This is a genomic window from Chryseobacterium sp. HNCC26DJ238 (assembly GCF_057180465.1).
The window spans coordinates 101232-123885 of sequence record NZ_JBXUGI010000015.1; the positions used below are offsets into that span (position 1 = coordinate 101232).

34 protein-coding genes are annotated in these 22654 nt (G+C 33.7%); 33 read left to right on the forward strand and 1 reads right to left on the reverse strand.

Annotation, left to right across the window (positions count from 1 at the left end):
* Nucleotides 1-7: 7 nt before the first annotated feature.
* From rpsC to AC2A07_RS14945, 23 genes are all read left to right on the forward strand, one after another.
* Nucleotides 8-751: a 30S ribosomal protein S3 gene (gene rpsC / locus AC2A07_RS14835; RefSeq protein WP_314493529.1), complete on the forward strand. Its 744-nt coding sequence runs from the start codon at nt 8-10 to the stop codon at nt 749-751.
* Nucleotides 752-829: 78 nt separating this feature from the next.
* Entirely contained in the window at nt 830-1255 is a 426-nt protein-coding gene (rplP, locus tag AC2A07_RS14840) for a 50S ribosomal protein L16 (RefSeq protein ID WP_263003354.1), read from the forward strand.
* A gap of 11 nt (nt 1256-1266) precedes the next feature.
* Nucleotides 1267-1452, forward strand: a complete 186-nt coding sequence (gene rpmC / locus AC2A07_RS14845; protein ID WP_047442257.1) for a 50S ribosomal protein L29 — start codon at nt 1267-1269, stop codon at nt 1450-1452.
* 11 nt (nt 1453-1463) lie between these two features.
* Nucleotides 1464-1718, forward strand: coding sequence for a 30S ribosomal protein S17 (rpsQ, locus tag AC2A07_RS14850; RefSeq protein WP_027383312.1), 255 nt, complete (start codon nt 1464-1466; stop codon nt 1716-1718).
* Nucleotides 1718-2086: a 50S ribosomal protein L14 gene (gene rplN / locus AC2A07_RS14855; RefSeq protein WP_034684837.1), complete on the forward strand. Its 369-nt coding sequence runs from the start codon at nt 1718-1720 to the stop codon at nt 2084-2086. The genes rpsQ and rplN overlap by 1 nt, the downstream gene beginning before the upstream one ends.
* Before the next feature lie 19 nt (nt 2087-2105).
* Nucleotides 2106-2432, forward strand: a complete 327-nt coding sequence (gene rplX, locus AC2A07_RS14860; RefSeq protein ID WP_129535108.1) for a 50S ribosomal protein L24 — start codon at nt 2106-2108, stop codon at nt 2430-2432.
* 13 nt (nt 2433-2445) lie between these two features.
* Nucleotides 2446-2997, forward strand: a complete 552-nt coding sequence (rplE, locus tag AC2A07_RS14865; protein ID WP_129535107.1) for a 50S ribosomal protein L5 — start codon at nt 2446-2448, stop codon at nt 2995-2997.
* 3 nt (nt 2998-3000) lie between these two features.
* Nucleotides 3001-3270 carry a 30S ribosomal protein S14 gene (gene rpsN / locus AC2A07_RS14870; RefSeq protein ID WP_034712998.1) on the forward strand — a complete coding sequence of 90 codons (270 nt, stop codon included), beginning with the start codon at nt 3001-3003 and terminating at the stop codon, nt 3268-3270.
* A gap of 142 nt (nt 3271-3412) precedes the next feature.
* Nucleotides 3413-3811 carry a 30S ribosomal protein S8 gene (rpsH, locus tag AC2A07_RS14875; protein ID WP_129535106.1) on the forward strand — a complete coding sequence of 133 codons (399 nt, stop codon included), beginning with the start codon at nt 3413-3415 and terminating at the stop codon, nt 3809-3811.
* Nucleotides 3812-3828: 17 nt separating this feature from the next.
* The gene (gene rplF / locus AC2A07_RS14880; RefSeq protein ID WP_314493517.1) at nt 3829-4374 is read left to right on the forward strand and encodes a 50S ribosomal protein L6; all 546 of its coding nucleotides are present in this window, start codon (nt 3829-3831) and stop codon (nt 4372-4374) included.
* A gap of 14 nt (nt 4375-4388) precedes the next feature.
* Nucleotides 4389-4742, forward strand: a complete 354-nt coding sequence (rplR, locus tag AC2A07_RS14885; protein ID WP_129535104.1) for a 50S ribosomal protein L18 — start codon at nt 4389-4391, stop codon at nt 4740-4742.
* A gap of 19 nt (nt 4743-4761) precedes the next feature.
* Nucleotides 4762-5283, forward strand: coding sequence for a 30S ribosomal protein S5 (gene rpsE / locus AC2A07_RS14890; protein ID WP_262990075.1), 522 nt, complete (start codon nt 4762-4764; stop codon nt 5281-5283).
* Between the two features lie 10 nt (nt 5284-5293).
* Entirely contained in the window at nt 5294-5470 is a 177-nt protein-coding gene (gene rpmD, locus AC2A07_RS14895; RefSeq protein ID WP_089028774.1) for a 50S ribosomal protein L30, read from the forward strand.
* 19 nt (nt 5471-5489) lie between these two features.
* Nucleotides 5490-5939 carry a 50S ribosomal protein L15 gene (rplO, locus tag AC2A07_RS14900; protein WP_314493511.1) on the forward strand — a complete coding sequence of 150 codons (450 nt, stop codon included), beginning with the start codon at nt 5490-5492 and terminating at the stop codon, nt 5937-5939.
* An 8-nt stretch (nt 5940-5947) separates the two neighbouring features.
* Nucleotides 5948-7327 (forward strand): preprotein translocase subunit SecY, encoded by a 1380-nt coding sequence (secY, locus tag AC2A07_RS14905; RefSeq protein WP_314493509.1) that lies wholly within the window; start codon nt 5948-5950, stop codon nt 7325-7327.
* Between the two features lie 3 nt (nt 7328-7330).
* Nucleotides 7331-7546, forward strand: coding sequence for a translation initiation factor IF-1 (gene infA / locus AC2A07_RS14910; protein WP_034684855.1), 216 nt, complete (start codon nt 7331-7333; stop codon nt 7544-7546).
* Between the two features lie 166 nt (nt 7547-7712).
* The gene (rpmJ, locus tag AC2A07_RS14915; protein ID WP_007839480.1) at nt 7713-7829 is read left to right on the forward strand and encodes a 50S ribosomal protein L36; all 117 of its coding nucleotides are present in this window, start codon (nt 7713-7715) and stop codon (nt 7827-7829) included.
* A 3-nt stretch (nt 7830-7832) separates the two neighbouring features.
* Nucleotides 7833-8210, forward strand: a complete 378-nt coding sequence (rpsM, locus tag AC2A07_RS14920) for a 30S ribosomal protein S13 (RefSeq protein ID WP_050378498.1) — start codon at nt 7833-7835, stop codon at nt 8208-8210.
* Nucleotides 8211-8222: 12 nt separating this feature from the next.
* Nucleotides 8223-8612, forward strand: a complete 390-nt coding sequence (gene rpsK / locus AC2A07_RS14925; RefSeq protein WP_129535100.1) for a 30S ribosomal protein S11 — start codon at nt 8223-8225, stop codon at nt 8610-8612.
* Nucleotides 8613-8631: 19 nt separating this feature from the next.
* Nucleotides 8632-9240 (forward strand): 30S ribosomal protein S4, encoded by a 609-nt coding sequence (gene rpsD, locus AC2A07_RS14930; RefSeq protein ID WP_484051054.1) that lies wholly within the window; start codon nt 8632-8634, stop codon nt 9238-9240.
* Nucleotides 9241-9273: 33 nt separating this feature from the next.
* The gene (locus AC2A07_RS14935) at nt 9274-10269 is read left to right on the forward strand and encodes a DNA-directed RNA polymerase subunit alpha (RefSeq protein ID WP_047442244.1); all 996 of its coding nucleotides are present in this window, start codon (nt 9274-9276) and stop codon (nt 10267-10269) included.
* Nucleotides 10270-10275: 6 nt separating this feature from the next.
* Nucleotides 10276-10833 (forward strand): 50S ribosomal protein L17, encoded by a 558-nt coding sequence (gene rplQ / locus AC2A07_RS14940; protein WP_484051055.1) that lies wholly within the window; start codon nt 10276-10278, stop codon nt 10831-10833.
* A gap of 359 nt (nt 10834-11192) precedes the next feature.
* A complete protein-coding gene (locus AC2A07_RS14945) occupies nt 11193-12074 on the forward strand; it encodes a GLPGLI family protein (protein WP_484051056.1) in 882 nt (293 codons plus the stop codon).
* Between the two features lie 135 nt (nt 12075-12209).
* Here the strand turns inward: AC2A07_RS14945 and AC2A07_RS14950 are convergent, their stop codons facing one another.
* Nucleotides 12210-12632, reverse strand: coding sequence for a hypothetical protein (locus tag AC2A07_RS14950; RefSeq protein WP_484051057.1), 423 nt, complete (start codon nt 12630-12632; stop codon nt 12210-12212).
* Nucleotides 12633-12809: 177 nt separating this feature from the next.
* On the opposite strand from AC2A07_RS14950, the gene AC2A07_RS14955 reads away from it, so the two are divergent.
* From AC2A07_RS14955 to AC2A07_RS15000, 10 genes are all read left to right on the forward strand, one after another.
* Nucleotides 12810-13442, forward strand: a complete 633-nt coding sequence (locus tag AC2A07_RS14955; protein WP_314493469.1) for a response regulator — start codon at nt 12810-12812, stop codon at nt 13440-13442.
* A 6-nt stretch (nt 13443-13448) separates the two neighbouring features.
* Nucleotides 13449-14177 (forward strand): hypothetical protein, encoded by a 729-nt coding sequence (locus AC2A07_RS14960; RefSeq protein WP_484051058.1) that lies wholly within the window; start codon nt 13449-13451, stop codon nt 14175-14177.
* Nucleotides 14178-14812: 635 nt separating this feature from the next.
* Nucleotides 14813-15601, forward strand: a complete 789-nt coding sequence (locus AC2A07_RS14965; protein ID WP_484051059.1) for a sensor histidine kinase — start codon at nt 14813-14815, stop codon at nt 15599-15601.
* Between the two features lie 133 nt (nt 15602-15734).
* Nucleotides 15735-16058, forward strand: a complete 324-nt coding sequence (locus tag AC2A07_RS14970) for a hypothetical protein (RefSeq protein ID WP_314493462.1) — start codon at nt 15735-15737, stop codon at nt 16056-16058.
* Between the two features lie 23 nt (nt 16059-16081).
* A complete protein-coding gene (locus AC2A07_RS14975; RefSeq protein ID WP_484051060.1) occupies nt 16082-16471 on the forward strand; it encodes a hypothetical protein in 390 nt (129 codons plus the stop codon).
* A complete protein-coding gene (locus tag AC2A07_RS14980) occupies nt 16468-17673 on the forward strand; it encodes a hypothetical protein (protein ID WP_484051061.1) in 1206 nt (401 codons plus the stop codon). The genes AC2A07_RS14975 and AC2A07_RS14980 overlap by 4 nt, the downstream gene beginning before the upstream one ends.
* A 199-nt stretch (nt 17674-17872) precedes the next feature.
* Complete coding sequence (gene eno, locus AC2A07_RS14985) at nt 17873-19165, forward strand: phosphopyruvate hydratase (protein ID WP_484051062.1); 1293 nt, start codon at nt 17873-17875, stop codon at nt 19163-19165.
* Nucleotides 19166-19247: 82 nt separating this feature from the next.
* Nucleotides 19248-20534, forward strand: coding sequence for a citrate synthase (locus AC2A07_RS14990; RefSeq protein ID WP_484051063.1), 1287 nt, complete (start codon nt 19248-19250; stop codon nt 20532-20534).
* A 515-nt stretch (nt 20535-21049) separates the two neighbouring features.
* Nucleotides 21050-21964 (forward strand): dimethylarginine dimethylaminohydrolase family protein, encoded by a 915-nt coding sequence (locus tag AC2A07_RS14995; RefSeq protein WP_484051064.1) that lies wholly within the window; start codon nt 21050-21052, stop codon nt 21962-21964.
* A gap of 16 nt (nt 21965-21980) precedes the next feature.
* Nucleotides 21981-22649 carry a CPBP family intramembrane glutamic endopeptidase gene (locus tag AC2A07_RS15000; protein WP_484051065.1) on the forward strand — a complete coding sequence of 223 codons (669 nt, stop codon included), beginning with the start codon at nt 21981-21983 and terminating at the stop codon, nt 22647-22649.
* Nucleotides 22650-22654: the final 5 nt, after the last annotated feature.

The following is a 22654-nucleotide window of genomic DNA, read 5'->3' on the forward strand; positions in this document are numbered from 1 at the left end:
TCAAGGTATGGGACAGAAGACAAATCCAATTGGTAACAGATTAGGTATCATCAGAGGATGGGATTCTAACTGGTTTGGCGGAAACGATTATGGAGACAGAATCGCTGAAGACTACAAAATCAGAAGATACCTTGAAGCAAGATTATCTAAAGGTGGAATTTCAAAAATTTATATTGAAAGAACACTTAAATTAGTAACAGTAACAATCACTACAGCCAGACCGGGATTAATCATCGGTAAAGGAGGTCAGGAAGTTGATAAGTTAAAAGAAGAATTGAAGAAACTTACTAAAAAGGATATTCAAATCAATATTTTCGAAATCAAAAGACCTGAACTTGATGCAGTATTAGTTGCAGACAGTATCGCTAAACAGATCGAAAACAGAATCTCTTACAGAAGAGCAGTTAAGATGGCTATCGCTTCTACAATGAGAATGGGTGCTGAAGGTATCAAAGTTCAGATCTCAGGTAGATTGAACGGTGCTGAAATGGCAAGATCTGAGTCTTTCAAAGACGGAAGAATTCCATTGTCAACTTTCAGAGCAGATATCGATTACCATATCGGTGAAGCATTAACTCAATACGGTAAGTTAGGAGTTAAGGTTTGGATCATGAAAGGTGAAGTTTACGGTAGAAGAGATCTTTCTCCATTAGTAGGACAGCAGAAGAAAGGTGGTCCTTCAGGTGGCGGAAACAGAGGAGGTGGAGACAGAGACAACAGAAGACCTTCTAGAGATAAAAAAAATAATTAATAAAATTTTAGAGGATAGTTTTTAAATGACCGTTACTTTTTTAAAATCTAAATTCTAAAATCTAAAATTTAAGAAATTATGTTACAACCAAAAAGAACCAAATTCCGTAGAGTTCATAAGATGAAAATGAAGGGGATTGCTCAAAGAGGTAATCAACTTGCTTATGGGACTTTCGGAATCAAAGCTACAGAAGGTGCTTGGATCACTGCAAGGCAAATCGAAGCTGCTCGTATCGCTGCGACAAGATATATGAAAAGAGAAGGTCAACTATGGATCAAAATATTTCCAGATAAGCCTATTACTAAAAAACCTGCCGAAGTAAGGATGGGTAAAGGTAAAGGTGCTGTAGAATATTGGGTAGCTGTAGTAAAACCGGGTAAAATTATGTTCGAAATCGGAGGTGTATCTTACGAGATCGCTAAAGAAGCTTTAAGATTAGCTGCACAGAAATTACCGGTAGTTACCAAATTTGTAGTTGCTAACGATTTTGTTAAACCTCTTTAATCTCTGAAACAATGAAACAAGCTGAAATTAAAAATCTAAGCGCTGAAGATATTCAAGCAAAATTGGCTGAAGCTAAAGCTCAATTCTCAAAAATGAAATTGGCTCACAAAATCAGTCCGCTTGAAAATCCAATTCAAATCAGAGATTTGAGAAAGACAATCGCAAGACTAAACACTGAGTTAACTAACAAACAATAATCCTTTTTACAATGGATAGAAATTTAAGAAAAGAAAGAATCGGAGTGGTTTCCAGCAATAAAATGGAAAAAACTATTGTTGTTAGTGAAACTACAAGAGTAAAGCACCCGATGTACGGTAAATTCGTTTTGAAAACGAAAAAATATACTGCACACGACGAAAACAACGAATGCACAGAAGGAGATACTGTATTAATTACAGAAACAAGACCTTTGAGCAAGAGCAAGAGATGGAGATTAGTAAGAATCATTGAAAAAGCTAAGTAATGTTACAAACAGAATCAAGATTAAAAGTTGCTGATAACACAGGTGCTAAAGAAGTACTAGTGATCAGAGTTCTGGGAGGTACCAGAAGAAGATATGCTTCAGTTGGTGATAAAATCGTAGTTACTATTAAAGATTCTACACCATCAGGAAACGCTAAGAAAGGTCAAGTATCAAAGGCGGTAGTAGTAAGAACAAAAAAAGCAGTCAGAAGAAAAGATGGATCTTACATCAAATTCGAAGACAATGCTTGTGTTTTACTGAACGCTGGAGGAGAAATGAGAGGAACACGTGTTTTCGGACCTGTGGCTCGTGAGTTGAGAGACAAAGAATATATGAAAATCATTTCATTAGCTCCTGAAGTACTTTAATATTTAAAATTTTAAAAAAATGTCAAAGTTAAAAATAAAAAGAGGAGATAACGTAATCATTACCACTGGTAAAAAAGATATCAAAGGTAAAACTGGTGAAGTTATTGAAGTGATCAAAAAAGAAGGAAAAGACCCTAGAGTAATCGTTGCAGGACTTAACATCGTTAAAAAACACGTTAAGCCTTCAGCTTCAAATCCTCAAGGAGGAATTACAGAAAAGGAAGCTTCTATTCATATCTCAAACATAGCTTTAGTTAATAAAGACGGAAAAGCTATCAAAGTTGGTTACAAAATCGACGGAGATAAGAAAGTAAGAATCGACAAAAAAACGGGTGAAACTTTATAATTTTAAATAACACATGGAATATATCGCAAGACCCAAAAAAGCATATCACGAAACAATTGTTCCTGCAATGATGGAAGAATTCGGATATAAATCAGTAATGCAGGTACCAAGACTTGAGAAAATTATTTTATCTCAAGGTTTGGGTGACGCTACTGCTGATAAAAAAATCATCGATTATGCTGTTGAAGAACTTACAAATATTACCGGGCAAAAAGCTGTAGGTACTATTTCAAAAAAGGATGAAGCTGCTTTCAAATTAAGAAAAGGTATGCCTGTAGGAGCTAAGGTAACTCTTAGAGCTCAGAAGATGTACGAATTCTTAGACAGACTGACTTCTTCTGCTTTGCCACGTATTAGAGATTTTTCTGGTATCAAAGCTGACGGTTTCGATGGTAGAGGTAACTATAACTTAGGTATTACTGAGCAGATTATCTTCCCTGAAATCGTAATTGACAAAGTAAAGAAAATCCAGGGGATGGACATTACTTTCGTTACAACTGCGAAAACAGATAAAGAAGCTAAAGCATTATTAACTCACTTCGGTTTACCTTTCAAAAAGAACTAAGAAATGGCTAAAGAATCAATGAAAGCGCGTGAGCGCAAAAGAGAAGCTACTGTAGCTAAATACGCTGAGAAGAGAAAAGCTCTTAAAGAAGCTGGTGATTACGAAGGACTTCAAAAGTTGCCAAAAAATGCTTCTCCTGTAAGATTACACAACAGATGTAAATTGACAGGAAGACCAAGAGGTTACATGAGAACTTTCGGTCTTTCAAGAGTAACTTTCAGAGAAATGGCCAACAACGGTCTTATCCCTGGAGTGAAAAAAGCCAGTTGGTAATAATTACTAATTAATCGAGGCAATTAAGTTGTTGAGATACTAAAGAAATAAATATCAGACCGAGGTTTTCTGAAGTCTGATATTTTAATCTTCAAGTCTTTTCAATACTGGTTGTCTTTAACCAATAATTTAAAATAGAAAAATGGTAACAGATCCAATTTCAGATTTCCTGACAAGAGTAAGGAACGCACAAAGCGCAGGCCACAAAGTGGTGGAAATTCCTGCATCGAAAATCAAAAAGGAGCTTACGAAAATCTTATTTGATCAAGGGTATATCTTAAACTACAAGTTTGAAGATAGCGCTGTTCAGGGGACAATCAAAATCGCTCTTAAGTATGACAAGCAAACAAACAAGCCTGCAATCAAATCTATCCAGAGAGCTTCAAGACCAGGTCTTAGACAATACAAAGGTTCTACGGAACTTCCAAGAGTATTGAACGGTTTGGGTGTAGCAATTATCTCAACTTCAAGAGGAGTAATGACAGATAAGAAAGCTAGAGAAGAAAAAGTAGGTGGTGAAGTAATTTGCTATGTTTATTAATTTTTAATTAAAGGAAAATGTCAAGAATTGGTAAAGCAATTATAACAATTCCAGCTGGTGTTACTGTTACCGAGAAAGAAGGTGTAGTAACTGTAAAAGGTCCTAAAGGAGAATTGACTCAGGAACTTACAGAAGGAATTACTTTAGAACAGGAAGATGGGGTGCTTACATTCAGCAGACCGTCTGATTCTAAACAACACAGAGCGCTACACGGTTTATACCGGGCGTTAGTAAATAACATGATTATTGGAGCCACTGAAGGTTTCACTAAGAAGTTAGAACTAGTGGGAGTAGGATACAGAGCATCACACTCAGGTCAGAAACTTGAGTTGGCTTTAGGATTCTCTCACGGTATCGTATTGGAACTTCCAAAAGAAGTGGTAATCGATACATTGACTGAAAAAGGTAAAAACCCAATTATTACTTTAACGTCTTTTGACAAGCAACTTCTAGGAATGGTAGCGGCGAAAATCCGTTCATTCAGAAAGCCTGAGCCGTACAAAGGAAAAGGTGTAAGATTCGTAGGAGAAAATGTTAGACGTAAAGCTGGTAAATCTGCTTAATAAATTTTAAGAAAATGGCACTAAGTAAATTAGAAAAAAGAATAAGAATAAAAAGAAGAGTAAGAGGGAAAATCTCTGGATCTTCTGAATTGCCAAGATTATCTGTATACAAGAGTAATAAGGAAATTTACGCTCAGTTAATAGACGATAAAGATGGTAAAACTTTAGCTTCAGCTTCTTCGAGAGAAAAAGGTGTTGATGCTAACGGTACTAAAAGTGAAATTTCTGCTGCTGTAGGTAAAGCGATCGCTGCCAAAGCTATTGCTGCTGGAATTGAAGCTATTGTATTTGATAGAAACGGTTTCGTATATCATGGTAGAGTTAAGGCTTTAGCTGATGGTGCGAGAGAAGGAGGACTTAAATTCTAATCATTAAATTTCGGAAAATATGTTAGGACTAGATAATATAGAAAGAGTAAAACCGGGAGGATTAGAATTAAAAGATCGTCTCGTATCCGTAAACAGGGTAACAAAAGTAACTAAAGGGGGTAGAGCTTTCGGATTTTCTGCAATTGTTGTTGTAGGAGACGAGAACGGTACTATCGGTTTTGGTTTAGGAAAATCCAAGGAAGTTGCTTCCGCTATTGCTAAAGCAGTAGAAGATGCTAAGAAAAACCTTGTAAAAGTTCCTGTAATGAACCATACAATTCCTCACCAGACTGCTGCAAGATACGGTGGTGCGGATATCTTCCTGAGACCTGCTTCTCACGGTACAGGTCTTATCGCCGGTGGTGCGGTAAGAGCGGTATTGGAATCAGCTGGAATCCATGATATCCTTTCAAAATCTAAAGGATCTTCAAACCCTCACAATGTTGTAAAGGCAACTTTCAAAGCATTGTTAGACATCAGAAGACCTGAAGAAATTGCAAGAATGAGAGGAGTTTCTCTAAGTAAAGTGTTTAACGGTTAATAAATATACAATGGCAACAATTAAAGTAAAACAGGTAAGAAGCGCTATTGGTAGAACAAAAACCCAAAAGAGAACGCTTGAAGCATTAGGATTTAAGAGACTTCACCAAGTTGTAGAGCACGAAGCTACTCCTTCAATTTTAGGGATGATAGCTGCAGTTAGTCACTTACTTGAAGTTCAAAAATAATTTTTAAAATAATTTTAAAATGAATTTAAACAACATAAGACCTGCAGCAGGTTCTACTTTTAGTTCAAAAAGAATTGGTAGAGGACAAGGTAGTGGAAAAGGCGGTACAGCTGGGAAAGGTCACAATGGTCAGCAAGCTAGAGCTGGTTATTCTCAAAAGATCGGTTTCGAAGGAGGTCAAATGCCTTTGCAAAGAAGATTACCTAAATTCGGTTTCAAAAACGTAAACAGAAAAGAATATAGAGCTATTAACCTGGATGATATTCAAAACTTAATTGATACTAAATCCTTAACAGGAGATATTACTAAAGAAGTTTTGGTAGAAAACGGTTTGGCGACTAAGAGAGAAATAGTGAAAATTATGGGTAGAGGAGAATTGAAATCTGCGGTTTCAATTACTGCTGACAAGTTCACTAAATCTGCTGAAGAACTTATTTCTAAAGCAGGTGGAAAAGCAATTACCTTATAATATTACTAATGAAAGAATTTATACAAACCCTTAAGAATATTTGGAGCCTTAAAGAACTGAGAGACAAAATTCTCTTTACTTTAGGTATTATCCTTGTGTATAGATTCGCATCTTTTATCTCTTTACCTGCAATTAACCTTGCAGAAGTAGGAGATCTCTTAGAGCATTATAAAAGTCAGGGCGGTAACAAGCAGGGAGCAGGTCTCCTTGGCTTGCTTTCGTCGTTTACGGGAGGCGCGTTTAGTCATGCTTCTGTAATGGCGTTAGGTATCATGCCTTACATTTCTGCTTCTATTATTGTTCAGTTGATGGGGATGGCAATTCCTTATCTTCAGAAGCTTCAAAAAGACGGAGAATCCGGTAGAAATACATTGAATCAGATAACCAGATGGTTAACAATTGGGGTTTGTCTTGTACAGGCACCTTCTTATTTAACCTCTATTACTCAATTATTTTTACCTTATACTCAGTTTCAGTCTGCATATCTTGTAGATCCAAATTCTATTATGTTCTGGTTGCCAAGTATTGTAATCTTAGTTGCAGGTTCTGTATTTGCCATGTGGTTGGGTGAAAAAATTACCGATAAAGGAATTGGAAATGGTATTTCCATCCTTATTATGGTAGGTATTTTATCCAGATTACCAGAGGCTTTTGTACAGGAAATTGCAGTACAGAACGGAAAAGGAGGTTTAGGATCAATCATGATTTTGATTGAAGTAATATTCTGGATGTTGGTTGTTCTTTTGGCAGTGGTATTATCTGTTGCAGTAAGAAAAATCCCTATTCAGTATGTAAGCAGAGCTCAGGCAAGAGGAGGTGTAAATAAAAATCTTATGCAGGGAGCAAGACAGTGGATTCCATTAAAAGTAAATGCGGCTGGGGTTATGCCAATCATTTTTGCTCAGGCATTAATGTTTGTACCTGGTTTATTGACAAAATTTGATGAGTCAAATACTTTTCTTGCTGGTTTCAAGAATGTTTTTAGCTGGCAGTACAACGTATTGTTTGCATTATTAATTATTATCTTTTCATTTTTCTATACCGCAATTACAATTCCGGTAAATCAAATGGCTGATGATTTAAAGAGAAACGGAGGTTTGGTACCGAAGGTTAGACCGGGTAAAGAGACCGCTGATTACTTAGATGATATTTTATCAAAAATTACCTTGCCGGGTGCAATATTTTTATCTATCTTTGCAGTCCTTCCAGCAATAGTGCATGGGAGTCTTGTTCAGACAGATGCGTTCGCCTTATTTTTTGGGGGAACATCGTTGCTAATTATGGTTGGGGTGGTATTAGATACTGTTCAACAGATTAACACTTATCTGCTGAATCATCATTATGATGGCTTAATGCAGTCTAAACTATCAAGATCGACTGGATATTAATTTATGGCAAAACAGAAACATATTGAACAGGACGGCGTTATTACGGAAGCACTTTCGAACGCCCAGTTCCGTGTAGAGCTGGAAAATGGGCATATACTTATCGCTCATATTTCCGGTAAAATGAGAATGCATTATATTAAACTTTTACCTGGTGATAAGGTAAAACTTGAAATGTCTCCTTACGATTTGACAAAAGGGAGAATTACATTTAGATATTAAACAAAATGCCAAATGGAATCATCTGATCTCCATTTGGCTATTGTTAAAAAATAAATACTAATTATTGAAGTCTTTCGGACCGCTTTATTAAGTATAAAAAAATAATTATATTTCAAATGAAATCGCAAGATTCCATTTGTCCTTATTAAAAGATTATATATATCAAATGAAAGTTAGAGCATCAATTAAAAAAAGAAGTGCTGATTGCAAGATTGTTCGCAGAAAAGGCGTTCTGTTTGTAATCAACAAGAAGAACCCAAAATTTAAACAAAGACAAGGCTAAATTATGGCGAGAATTTCAGGTATTGATTTACCAAAAAACAAAAGAGGTGTTATCGGTTTAACTTACATCTACGGAATTGGAAGAAGTACATCTTCAGAAATCCTTAAGAACGCCGGTATCAGCGAAGACAAGAAAGTCAACGAATGGAATGACGATGAATTGGCTGCAATCAGAAATTACATCACTGAAAACATTAAAGTGGAAGGTGAGCTTAGATCTGAAGTGCAATTGAACATTAAGAGATTAATGGACATAGGATGCCAACGAGGAATACGTCACAGACTAGGACTACCTTTAAGAGGCCAGAGAACGAAAAACAACTCGAGAACCCGTAAAGGAAAGAGAAAAACAGTTGCTAACAAGAAAAAAGCAAGTAAATAATCGTTAGGAATTATGGCAAAACAAAGTAAAGTAGTTAAAAAAAGAAAAGTAAAAGTTGAAGCTATTGGTGAAGCGCATATTCAGGCTTCTTTCAATAACATCATCATTTCTTTAACAAATAAAAACGGAGAAGTTATCTCTTGGGCATCTGCCGGTAAAATGGGGTTCAGAGGTTCTAAAAAGAACACTCCTTTTGCTGCTCAAATGGCAGCAGAAAATTGCTCTAATGTAGCTCACGAAGCTGGTTTAAGAAGAGTAAAGGTGTATGTAAAGGGTCCTGGTGCAGGTAGAGAGTCTGCTATCAGAACCATTCACAATTCAGGTATCGAGGTTAGCGAAATTATTGACGTTACTCCTATGCCGCACAATGGATGTAGACCACCAAAAAGAAGAAGAGTTTAATTTTTAGAATTTACCCATTATGGCAAGATATATTGGACCTAAAACAAAGATTGCTAGAAAGTTTGGTGCTGCAATCTACGGAGATGATAAAAACTTCGAGAAAAGAAAAAACCAACCGCCAGGACAACACGGTGTTAACAAAAGAAGAGGAGCGAAAAAATCTGAATACGCTGTCCAGTTAATGGAAAAGCAAAAAGCTAAATATACTTACGGTATTTTAGAAAGACAGTTTGCTAACCTATTTGAAAAAGCACACAGAAGTAAAGGTGTAACAGGTGAAGTTTTATTACAGCTTTGCGAATCAAGATTGGATAATGTTGTGTACAGATTAGGTTTTTCTAAAACCAGAGCCGGTGCAAGACAGCTGACTTCTCACAGACACATCACTGTGAATGGTGAGATCCTTAATATTCCTTCTTATTTGGTGAAAGCTGGTGATGTAATCGCTGTAAGAGAAAAATCTAAATCTCTTGAAGTGGTTGCAGATGCTTTAGCTTCTAAAGCAAACTATGAGTGGTTACAATTCAACGACGAAAAGAAAGAAGGTACTTTCGTATCTGCTCCTGAAAGAATCCAAATCCCGGAAGACATCAAGGAACAGCTTATCGTCGAACTTTACTCTAAATAATTTTTTAATCAAATTTTTGCTCAACCCAATAATATGGCAATTTTACAATTCATAAAACCCGATAAAGTAATTCTACTTAACTCTGATGAATTTAAAGGTCAATTCGAATTCAGACCTTTAGAACCAGGTTTCGGGCTTACAATCGGTAATGCTTTGAGAAGAGTGTTGCTTTCTTCTCTGGAAGGATACGCTATTTCATCTATCAAAATAGAAGGTGTAGAGCACGAATTTTCAACGATTCCAGGAGTAATTGAAGACGTTACCGAAATTATTCTTAACCTTAAGCAGGTAAGATTAAAAGCTACAGCAGAAAACCAGACTAACGAACAGGTTGTTGCTAAAGTTTCCGGTCAGACTGTAATTACTGCTGGTGATTTAGGTAAATCAATCAACGGTTTCGAGATTCTAAATCCGGAATTGATGATCTGTAACCTAAACTCAGATGTAACTTTCGAAATTACGTTTAATGTAGAAAAAGGAAGAGGGTATGTACCTTCTGACCAGAACAAGTCAAACAATGCACCTGTAGGGACCATTGCTATTGACTCTATTTTTACGCCAATTAAGAAAGTGCAGTATAGCATTGAAAATTATCGTGTAGAGCAAAAAACAGACTACGAAAAATTAGTATTAGATATTGAAACTGACGGTTCTATAAGCCCTCAGAATGCTTTAACTGAAGCTTCTAAGATATTGATTTATCACTTCATGTTATTCTCTGATGAGAGAATCACTCTAGAAACTGAAGCTGTAAAGGCATCTATCCAATACGATGAGGAAACTCTTCACACAAGACAACTTCTTAAGTCTAAATTAGCAGATATGGATCTTTCTGTAAGAGCCCTTAACTGTCTTAAAGCAGCTGAAGTTGAAACATTGGGAGAATTGGTTTCTTACAGTAAGTCTGATTTGATGAAATTCAGAAATTTTGGTAAAAAATCTTTGACAGAACTAGAAGAATTAGTGCATTCAAAAGGTCTTAACTTCGGTTTCGACGTTGCAAAATATAAATTAGACGCTGATAATTAAATAATAATGAGACACGGTAAAAAATTCAATCACTTAGGAAGAACAGCTTCGCACAGAAGCGCGTTACTTTCTAATATGGCTTGTTCTCTGATTGAGCATAAAAGAATCAACACTACTGTAGCTAAAGCGAAAGCTTTAAGAGTATACGTTGAGCCTCTATTAACTAAAGCAAAAGAAGATACTACACACAATAGAAGAATTGTTTTTTCATATCTTCAAAGTAAAGAAGCGGTTACTGAATTGTTCAGAACTGTAGCTCCGAAAATCGCTGAAAGAAACGGTGGTTATACGAGAATCATCAAAACTGGTTTCAGACCTGGTGATGCTGCAGATACTGCTCTTATTGAGTTAGTTGATTTCAATGAGCTTTATAATCCTAATGCTGAGGAGAAGAAGACGACAAGAAGAAGCAGAAGATCAGCAACAGCTACTAAGAAAGAGGCTGTAGTTGCAGAAGCTCCTGTAGTAGAAGAAAGCAAAGCTTCGACGACTGAAGAGAATCAAAAAGTAGAAGAGCCAAAAGCAGAAGCTACTGATTCTACAGAAGAAAAAGCTGGAGAATAATATTCTTACAGATATATAAAAAACCGTTCAGATTTCCTGAACGGTTTTTTTTGCTGTTTAATTCAACATCAATTCAAATGTCTTTTATGGTGCAGCTACTATAAAATGCGGTTTATAATGAGATAAATTTAATTTTCTTATTCGGTTATCAAGAATTAAATTTTGTATTCATTCTTTTCGAAAATTGAAATATTATTTCTTTTTTCTATATTCGTAAAAGTTTTTCAAAGAGAAAAGTAAGAAAAAACATCTGGAGGAGCTCCTGAAAAACCTTCATTTGGATTTGAATATGCTGAACTTCATAAGCAGTGTGTCTTGTTCAAACAGACAGCGTAGTCAATCGTGTTATCCAGATCCAAGTGAAGATTGTTCAAAAGTTTCAAGTATGGCAGGAGCATTATGTTAATTGTATTTTGATTAATAAATATATTCTTTTTTTCTCTTTTTTTTTCTTAATTCAATATTCTTATTCTCAAGATTATCAAGTGATTTATGATTTTAGCTATAAACTGGATTCATTAAAAAAAGATAGTGATACTATTGAAATGGTACTTGATATAGAAAAAGATTATTCAAAATTTTACTATAAAAAGTTAATCAAACTGGATTCCTTGGTAAGAAACGGAGCTGTTATTTCATACGGCTTTCCGCTCCAGCAAGTTATAAAAAGAAAAACAGGTTCGTCTGTAAACGAAAATTTTGTGAATGTAGCAGATGAATATTATAATTATACTTCGAATGATAATATACAATGGAAAATATTATCAGAAACAAAATTATCGGATACTCATAGGTTACAAAAAGCAGAAGCTCTATGGGGTGGACGTAAATGGATAGCTTGGTTTTCTACCGAAATTCCTGTTTCAGAAGGCCCTTATAAATTAAGAGGATTGCCGGGATTAATATTTGAAGTAAAAGATTCGAAAGATAATTTTAACTACAAATTAGTTTCTATTAGCAAAAAATTGTCCAGGAATGATACTTCTAATATTGTTGAATCTAATTTAGGTAAGAGCCCTGTACCAATTACATTTAAACAGTATCAAACATTATTGATCAATAATTATAATAATCCATTCAGTGAATATGATACAATGAAGGAAGGAACCTGGGGATTAACAGTATTTGATAAACATATAAATACTATAGAAGGATTGAAAAGCATTAAAAAAGAGTATCAGCTTCAAATTATTAGTAACTACAATCCTATAGAGTTGGATAAAGCTGTTAGCTATAGATAATAATTTTAAATCACAATTTCTCTGTATATAGGTAATAAAAGTTAAATATCGCTGTCAGGACATCCAAAATCTTATTAAATACTATTCTTCAGATATAAAAAAAACCGCTCGATTTGTGAGCGGTTTTTTTGTGTTTTAAATTTTAGTTTTTACCAATTCAATAATATTGTCGCCTTGATGAATAATCAGGCTGTCACCTTTTACGGTAGCTTTCATATCAGCCTTTTCGTAAACTGTTTCATTGGTTTTAGCCTCAGCTTTTTCCAGAACAAATGTTTTATTGTTATTGGTTATCGTTACGTTTCTTTTTTCAGGGTCATAATTAAATACGACTTTTACCAAGGTTCCGTCAGTTGCCTTATATACATAATCAGTTTTAATGGTTTTTTTACCATTCACATCCGTATTATATGAAATGGTAGAGTCTGCCTTTCCGTTGTCGGCAAGAACTTCCTGTTCTGAAATATCAGTTTTTATAATTCCTTTATTACCTTCTTTTTTACAGCTTACTAATGATAGTCCTATAAAAGAAGCCGTGATAAAAAGTCTATTTTTCATTAAGTTTATTTTTGTCATTATTAATTTAAATTAATTCTCTGTTTGTGAAATTTTCTTTAAATTTAATAAAAACAAAAAACAAACCACTAACCCTGAACTCAATTTTCATAATTACACAAAAGTGTAATTGTTTCTGCTTTGTTTTCTGTCGAAATTTGTTTTAACAAAATCATCAGCATGAGCATTTCCATAGCCATCGTAGAAGACGAAAAAAACTACAACAATGCGTTGAAGAAAGTGATCGATTACCAAACGGATATGAAGGTAACCGCACAGTTTTTTGACGGAAATGCAGCTCTGAAAAATTTATCTGACCTTTCTCCGGATGTCGTGATGATGGATATTCAGCTTCAGGATATGCTGGGTATTGATATAATCGGAAAGCTGAAAAAAGATATGCCATCTACCCAGTTCATTATGTGTACCAGTTTTGAAGATGATGAAATGATTTTCAACTCTCTGAAAGCCGGTGCAGTCGGTTATCTGATTAAGGGAGAAAGTATGGATAAAATCCTCACATCAATTCGCGATGTATATAACGGTGGAGCTCCCATGAGTTTTTCAATTGCAAGAAGGATCTTGAATCATTTTGAAAGAAAAACTTTCAATGCAAAAGAAATTGAAGAACTTACAAAACGCGAAACAGAAATCGTAGAACTTCTATCTCAGGGATTGCTCTATAAAGAAATTGCGGATAGAACTTTTATCAGCATCGATACTGTTAAAAAACATGTAGGAAACATCTACAGAAAACTTCACGTCAATAATAAAGTGGAGGCTATTAATAAATTTAACCATTTTAAAAACTAAGAAATTATGGGAGCATTTGAAAATCAGAATAAAAATAATATTGAAAATATTATTTTAAAAACAGAAAAAGTAGGAATGGAATTCATTGAAATGATCTCCATTGATGAAGTTGATAATTGTAAGAAAAGTTTTACCGAACTTTTTTTTGGAGAAGAATCAAGTCCCCAACCTTTAGACGTTATGAAATTGAACTATCAACATTTTTGCGATTTAGTAAATTGTGATAATAGTAGATTTTGTAAATTTTATCCTTTACCTGAAAATAGAAATTTTATGACTTGGGGATTAACTTTTTCAGATACAGACGATTTAAAACAAAGCGTTGATAAATTCTATATATTAATTGATGATAGATTCATTGGACAGAATTTTAGTATTAATCAGCTAAGAACATCTAGTACTTTTACAACATTTAAAGAAACAATGATAAATGCTACAAGTAATAATAATTGTAGTGAAATGATATTGTATGAAAGACAAATGATTGTAGATTATCTGGCATTTATGAAAGTTTTAGCAAATTTAACAAATAGTGAAATTATGGAATTAGAGTTTCATCATATCTATTTCAAAGACTTTGAAAGAAAGGATGGAGCTTTGTTAAATTATAAGGGACCTAAAGAAAATAGAATTTCATTTGCAGTTAAAACTAATTTTAATGTAAATGAAAAAACCAATAGAAATTTACAAGATCTTTTAAACGCATATTATAACGCAGGAGATTTAAAGCCATAAATGATAATTGGAATTATTTATAAAATAGTTTTACTATTTCCACTAATCAAATCATTTATTTTGGGTAGAAAATATTCTTTTTTTGCCCAAAATTATATTTTTATTTATTTGCTAATAACGGTAGTTAATGAATGGATATCCTTTACAAGAAATTTGATCAATCCAGATGTGAAAGTAGGTTTACAATACAATTTTTATTTTATATTTTGTATAATCTTTTTTTATTTTTTTTATTCTAAAATTTTTACAAATTGTTTAAATAAAATAGGTCTTGTTGTAATAGTATTCTCATTAGGGTATATATTTTTATTAACTAATTTTTTAGATAATGAGTTTGATAAAAATATAGGTATTATAATTACTATATATTATATTACATATTCATTAATGTGGTTTTATCAGAAAATATCTTTTTTTGATGAACATAAAATTACTGACGATCCTTTTTTTTGGATTTCTGTCGCATTATTGATGTGGAGCTGTTTTTTTATTTTCAGAGTTACACCAATGTTTTTCTTCGCTGAACATGATAATGAATTTCTGCAGTTTTTGAAAATAGGACAGAACATTATAAATATTGGAATGTATATTATGTTTTATATATCACTAATAAAATATGAAAAGAAATTAAATTGATGAAGCATATTGAGAACGATATAAAGTTAGCATACATTATTGCGATTTCAATAATGATGCTCTTTGTTTGCTTTATTATTCTTATAGTTATTATGTATAACAAAAGACAACTATTATACTTAAAAGAAAAACAACTTAAAGAATCCGAATATCAAAACCAACTCCTTCAAAAAGAACTCGAAAAACAAAAATCTATAGAACTAGAGCGAGAACGTATCTCTCATGATATGCATGATGATCTCGGTGCAGGAATTTCAGCACTCAAACTTCAAGCAGAATTTTTAAAACAGAAAGCGAAAGATGAAGATTTTATAAGTGATATCAATGAACTTCTGAAAACCTCCGAAGAAATGAATATCTCTATGCGCGAAATGCTTTGGAGCTTAAATTCTGGAAATGATTCTGTTGGAAGTTTTGTCGAATATGCTAAAATTTATGCGGAAAGTTTCTTAAAGAAGACACCTATAGTATTAACTGTAGATAGAGATCAAATTATATCAGAAACACCCATCTCCACTGAATTAAGACGTAATGTTTTTCTATGCATCAAAGAAGCTTTAAACAATGCGTATAAATATAGTGGTGCAAATCAACTAAAGCTTTCGTTTATTCAAGAAAATAAATATTTGATTATGGAAATATCAGATAACGGAAAAGGTTTTGATCAAGAAAAAGCCTTAGGAAACGGTCTCCGAAATATGGATCGTAGAATGAAAGAATCCTGTGGAAAATTTGAAATTTCATCCACAGAAAAAGGAACTACTGTTTTTTTTAAAATCAATTTATAACTTCCTTGTAAATATTATAAAAGCAGCATCATTTTTATGGTGTTGCTTTTTTTGTCAGAATCACCCTTTTGTGTAATTGATTGAAGTTGTTATTAATTAGAAATTTGAAAGAGAAATTTAAAAACTAATAATCATGAAAACTACAATTAACAACACATTTGACGACTTCAAAACAGCCCTAAACAATGATCCCAAACTTCAGCAGGAATTTATGGAAAACCCTGTAAAAGCCGCGGAAAATTTGGTTACCACAAATCCCAAAGAGACAGATCCCTGGATTTACAGAATTATTGTTCTTTCTCTTGGCCTAGCAATTCTCTGTATTATCATTGGGTTAGTTGTCATAACAATGAATAATATTAATTTCAATCAACAGCTCATTACTATTTTTACTGCTATTTCTTCCGGAGCCATTGGTGCTCTAGCTGGGCTTTTGGCGCCTTCACCTAAAAAATAAATTAACAATTTTAAATCATAACCATGAAAACATTAAAATCGTCAAAAACTTTAAAATTTAACCTTTTAGATAATCAAGAGGTGTTTTTAGAAATTATTGTATCATCAACAGGAACTTGTAGTACCCTTATCACTATTCCTGGTGTGAGAGAATTTGAATATGAAAAAAGAGAAAAAATAGGATTGTTTAAAGATCTTAATGGTAAAACCATTGAAATTAATCATGAATTTTCTTTTGAAGGTATTCCTGAAAAAAATTTAGACAATGCAATCCAACAAACTCAGATTACTTACTCAGTTCTTAATGTCGTAGGTCCTTTACAGCCCTTTAAGAAAAGAACAAGCAAAGATTTGGATAGCGAAGATAGGATTAGTTCTGTAAAATTTATAACCATTGAACATATCGCTTTATGAAAAACTATATTTTTATACTGATCTTCTTTCCTTTAGTCTTTTATACACAACAGAAAGATATTAATATTGAGTTGAAAGAATTAGAGATTACGACAGCACCTTCCGTTGTACTTTTAGGAGTTTCCCCATCAGAACTTGAAGTTATTAAATCAAAAAAAGCAATTGTACTAAGTTTAGTGAATTCATTTAAAAAAAAGGAAGGAATTCCAGACAGCTATGCTTTTGAAGTGACTCCATTCTGGCTGTTGCCATCAAGTAATATGAATTCCTCTAAATATGCAGGATACAGTAACATAAAGCTGAGTGACACTGAAATGAAATATAAATGGAATATTTTTAGTGAGGTTAAAAAATCTTCATTATCGTTAGGATTTGTTAGAGATTTATCATTAGATACTTCCGGCGAAATACAAAATCCTTCATTCGCTTTCAGTGTAAGAGGTAAATTAATAAGAGTTCGGACAAAGAAAAATAAGGATTCAATACTTGCTCATGATATTAGATTGAAAAAAGTTCTGAGTAATATTAACATAGATTGGGTACATTCAAATGAACATAAGTTATTATCTGATTCCTGTGATAAAATTGGCATTAAAGATGATGCTCGAGGAGAAATTTTTGAAAAAGGCAAAGAGCGTTTTAAGAAGAAATTTTCTGAAAAATATAAAAGTTCTAAAGTAGCTGATTACTATAGAAATTTGTTAGAGGCTCCTCCTCTAATTTCTGCAGATTTCGCAGGAGGATATAGCACTTTTTTCTCTGATAGTAAATTTTCAAATAATCAGTTTGGTAAATTAGGCTTTTGGATGACATTAAATACAGGCTTCGATTTTACAGACATAGAAAAACCTGATGTTGAAAAAAAGCTTAATTTTTACGGGATAGCAAGATATCTTGAAGATGGAACAACCTTAGATATCAATCAACAGTTTTTAAGAACTAAAAATTTTGATTTTGGTGGGAAAGCAGAGCTTGTCTTTAAAAAGTTTTCAATTTCTTATGAATACATTTATCGTATTAATGATCTTGAAAATACTTTCCGAGCAAGCGGCTTGTTGGCTTACAAAGTTTCGGATAAGGTATATATCAATGCTGCATTCGGTAAAAATTATGGAGATAAAGATAATCTGATTTCTTTTTTAGGTCTTAATTGGGGGCTTGATTCCGAGAGAAAAAGTGTTTTTGTAGAAAACAAAAATTAGAAAGCACAAAGAATTTTTAAAGTGTAAAACCTTTTTTGAATTTATTTCAAAAAAGGTTTTATTTTATATCATCAGCTTGTTTAATTATTTTCATCAAAATTAACTAAAATTTAACTCAAAAAGCTTCAATTGATATCCCTCAAGTAACGGAAAAACTTATTTTTTAATTAAATTTGTCTAAACTATAAATAAACAAAAAATGAGTTACATTTCTTACATAGAAGCGAGACAAATTTTGGATTCAAGAGGGAATCCTACAGTTGAAGTAGATGTATTTACAGAAAGTGGTGCGATGGGTCGTGCTGCAGTACCTTCTGGAGCATCTACCGGAGAACATGAAGCAGTGGAATTACGTGATGGCGGTTCTGAATGGATGGGGAAAGGAGTTTCTAAAGCTGTAGAAAATGTAAGAGAAGTGATAGCTCCTGAGTTGGTAGGTCTTCCTGTTTATGATCAGAATCTTTTAGATCAGATCATGATTGATCTGGACGGAACTAAAAACAAAGGAAATCTTGGTGCAAACGCAATTCTTGGTGTTTCCTTAGCTGCGGCAAAAGCAGCTGCTGCAGAACTGAAAATGCCGTTATACAAATACATTGGTGGTGTTAATGCTAATACACTTCCTGTTCCGATGATGAATGTAATCAATGGAGGTTCTCACTCAGATGCTCCGATTGCTTTTCAGGAATTTATGGTAATGCCCGTAAAGGCTGATTCATTCTCTCATGCATTAAGAAAAGGGACTGAGATTTTCCATAATCTGAAAGCAATACTTCATTCCAGAGGTTTGTCAACTGCAGTAGGTGATGAAGGTGGTTTTGCTCCGACTTTCAAAGGAACCGAAGATGCATTGGATACTTTGCTTCAGGCGATTGAAAAAGCAGGATATAAGCCGGGTGATGATGTAATGATTGCATTAGACTGCGCAGCTTCAGAATTTTACAAGGATGGAGTTTACGATTACAGAAAATTCCAGACTCCTGATGCAGCACAGTTTTCAAGCAGCGAGCAGGTTTCTTATCTAGCCGAACTGGCAAACAAATATCCGATTATCTCTATCGAAGATGGAATGCAGGAAAATGATTGGGAAGGTTGGAAAATGCTGACCGATAAAATCGGTGACAAAGTACAATTGGTAGGGGACGATTTATTTGTAACCAATGTTGAAAGACTGGCAAGAGGTGTGAAAGAAGGAATTGCAAACTCAATTTTGGTTAAAGTGAATCAGATTGGTTCTCTTTCTGAAACTATGGCAGCAGTGCAGATGGCTCAGCACAACAAGTTTACCTCAGTAATGTCTCACAGATCTGGTGAAACTGAAGATTCTACGATTGCTGACTTAGCGGTAGCAATGAATTGCGGACAGATCAAAACCGGTTCTGCATCAAGATCAGACAGAATGGCGAAATACAATCAATTGTTAAGAATCGAGGAAGCTTTAGGTGATACAGCTTATTTTCCTGGTTTAGACGCATTTAAAATTAACAGATAAATATTCATAAAAAAACAGCAAACTTTTTTAGTATTGCTGTTTTTTTATGTATTTTTAAGAAATTTAAAAAAAATATTACATAATGTCAGATAACAAAGTTATATTGAATTACGACGGTAATTCCTATGAATATCCTATCGTGGATAGCACAATTGGAGACAGAGGAATAGATATTTCAAAATTAAGAGATCAGACAGGTCTTATTACCTTTGATTTAGGGTATAAAAATACAGGTGCTACATTAAGTGAAATCACCTATCTTGACGGGGATCAGGGAGAATTGTTCTACAGAGGATACCCTATCGAACAAATTGCAGAGAAATCTAATTTTACCGAAGTAATGTATCTGTTGCTGCATGGTGATTTACCAACTGCAGATCAGTTCAATACTTTTAACGGTAATATCAAAAAATATAATTTTGTAGCAGAGGAGATGAAAAAAATCATTGATGCTTTCCCTCGTTCTGCTCACCCTATGGGAGTTTTATCTTCTCTTACTTCTGCATTGACTGCTTTTAATCCTAAAGCTGTTAATGTACAGTCTAAAGAAGAGATGGATCTTGCTGCAGAATTACTGATCGCTAAATTTGCACATCTCGCTGCATGGACTTACAGAAAGACTTTAGGTCTACCGTTAAACCATGGAGATAACAATCTGAATTATGTAGAGAATTTCTATAAAATGGCTTTCAGACAGCCTAATGCAGATTTCGAAATCAATCCGGTAGTGGTCGATGCTTTGGATAAATTATTAATTCTTCATGCTGATCACGAGCAAAACTGCTCTACATCTACTGTAAGAATGGTAGGTTCTGCACATACAGGTCTTTTCGCTTCCGTTTCTGCAGGTATTTCTGCACTTTGGGGCCCACTTCACGGGGGGGCAAACCAGGCGGTTATCGAAATGCTTGAATTAATTGAAAAAGATGGTGGAGATGTTAACAAGTGGGTAGAAAAAGCTAAAGATAAAAATGACAGCTTCCGTTTGATGGGATTCGGACACAGAGTATACAAAAACTTCGATCCGAGAGCAAAAATTATCAAAAAAGCTGCTGATGACTTGTTAGTTGCATTGGGAATTGAAGACAAAGCGCTTGATATTGCGATGCAGTTAGAAAAAGTTGCTCTTGAAGATGAATACTTCATTGAAAGAAAATTATATCCGAACGTAGATTTCTATTCAGGAATTATTTACAGAGCACTGGGAATTCCTACAGAAATGTTTACTGTAATGTTTGCATTGGGAAGATTACCAGGATGGATCGCTCAGTGGAAAGAAATGAGATTAAAAGGAGATCCTATCGGAAGACCAAGACAGGTATACCAAGGTTCTCAGAAAAGAGACTATATTGATATCTCAAACAGATAGTAGCTTACCATAAATATTTAAATCCCAAAGTTTTTGCTTTGGGATTTTTTTTATTATTTATCATTATCATAAGATAAAAAAAAGACTTTTTCTGGACAGTGAAACTCCGTATTAGAAGAGTATTTCAATTTTTTTAAGGCGTACTTAAGGTAAAAAGTAAAAAGGAAATGTTGTAATTTCAGGTTTCTGTGATGATTTCGGCAGGCGAAAAGTATAGGATTCTATTGAAATTAAAGATTTTTAATAAAAATAAGTTCTCCATTCTGGATCACAATATTTCACCATATAGATATTATCATTTGATTTAAATAATTTATCATCATTTATATCTGATAAAACGAAATTAATCAGATAAAATTTGACATTTTCATACATCTTAAAAACTCATTATCATCACGTTAATCAGTTTGTTTTTTTCAAGTATTAAATTTTTGACTTAAAGACTGTTTCATTATATTTGTGGCACATGCTATGTGAAAGAGCTGTATCGCGGCTTGAACATCAGAAGAATTTTTATGAAATTAAATATTAAAAACGAAACCGGAAAACTGAAATCAGTGGTTTTGGGGCAGCCAAATTCAATGGGTGCCGATCCTACCTTAGAAGAAAGTTATGATGCAAAGTCATACCATTCCATTCAGCACAATATTTATCCGAAAGAGATTGATATCATCAACGAAATGGAAGCTTTTGAAAAAGTGCTGAAAAAATATGATGTTGAAGTTCTGCGTCCAAGTATCATCAGAGACTACAATCAGGTTTTTGCAAGGGATGTGTCATTTGTTATCGAAGATAAAATGATCATTTCTAATGTGATTGCAGACCGTGCAGATGAACAGGATGCCTACCGCTCCATATTTGAAAAGGTGAAATGGCGTGATATCATCAATCTTCCTGATACTGCACACATTGAAGGTGGAGACGTAATCGTATGGAATGACTTTATTTTTATAGGAACATGCTTTTCACAGGACTACAGAAATTATAAAACAGCCCGTACCAACGAATATGCAATAGAAATCCTGAAAGAGTACTTTCCTAAGAAAAGGATTCTGGATTTCGAACTGAAGAAAAATGACAGGGAACCTTATCAGGGAATTTTGCATTTAGATTGCACCTTCAACCCGATTGGTACGGATAAATGTATTGTTTACAAGAATGGTTTCGTTGACGAAAGCGATTACAATTTAATCATCGATATTTTCGGAGAAGAAAATTGCTTCCACGTTACGGATGAAGAAATGTTTGAGATGTGTCCCAATATTTTCTCAATTTCTCCTGAAGTTATTGTTTCAGACAAGTCATTTACAAGAATGAATGATCACCTGAGAAACGAATGGGGAATGACTGTTGAAGAAATTCCTTACAGAGAGATTTCGAAAATGGGCGGATTGCTGAGATGTTCCACAATGCCTTTGGTGAGAGAATAATCACATGTAAATGAGAATGAATTTGAAAGTTTTACCTAATCATAAATGGATAGCGTTATTACTTTTGGTTATAACATATTCTTTGATTTACAATCCATTTACAAAATTTCCTTATACTTTTTGTATAATTATTGCAGTAATTCTTTTATTCACCTATTTACAGGACGGAAATTTCAAAAACCTTAATTTTAAGAAAATAGGAGTGTCAGAAATCAAAATAATATTGATTTATTATTTTGTTCTGGAACTTTCCATGGATTTTATTTTTCAGCCCCTGGTAAGTAAAATATGTAATGAGCCGGCAGATTATTCTTCATTCAAAGTCATTGAAGGAAATCCTAAAATGTATTTCAAATGGTTTTTCAGTATGTGGATAAGTGCAGCAGTTGGTGAAGAACTTTTGTTCCGTGGTTTCGCTTTTTCACAGTTTAAGAAATTGTTGGGAGAGAAGAAAATTTGGTTTGTTTTACTAAGTGCAATGATATTTTCTTTACCACATTTATATCAGGGAATTTCAGGTTTGGTTATGACATTTTTATTCGGATTGGCTTTTGGTTTTATATATTTAAAATTTCAGAATATCTGGATCAATATTATTGTTCATGGCTTAATTGATACAGTTTTTTTAACATTAAGTTATTATGGTTTGACGGATTTTTATTCCGGATTTAATATGATTTTATAAAAAAT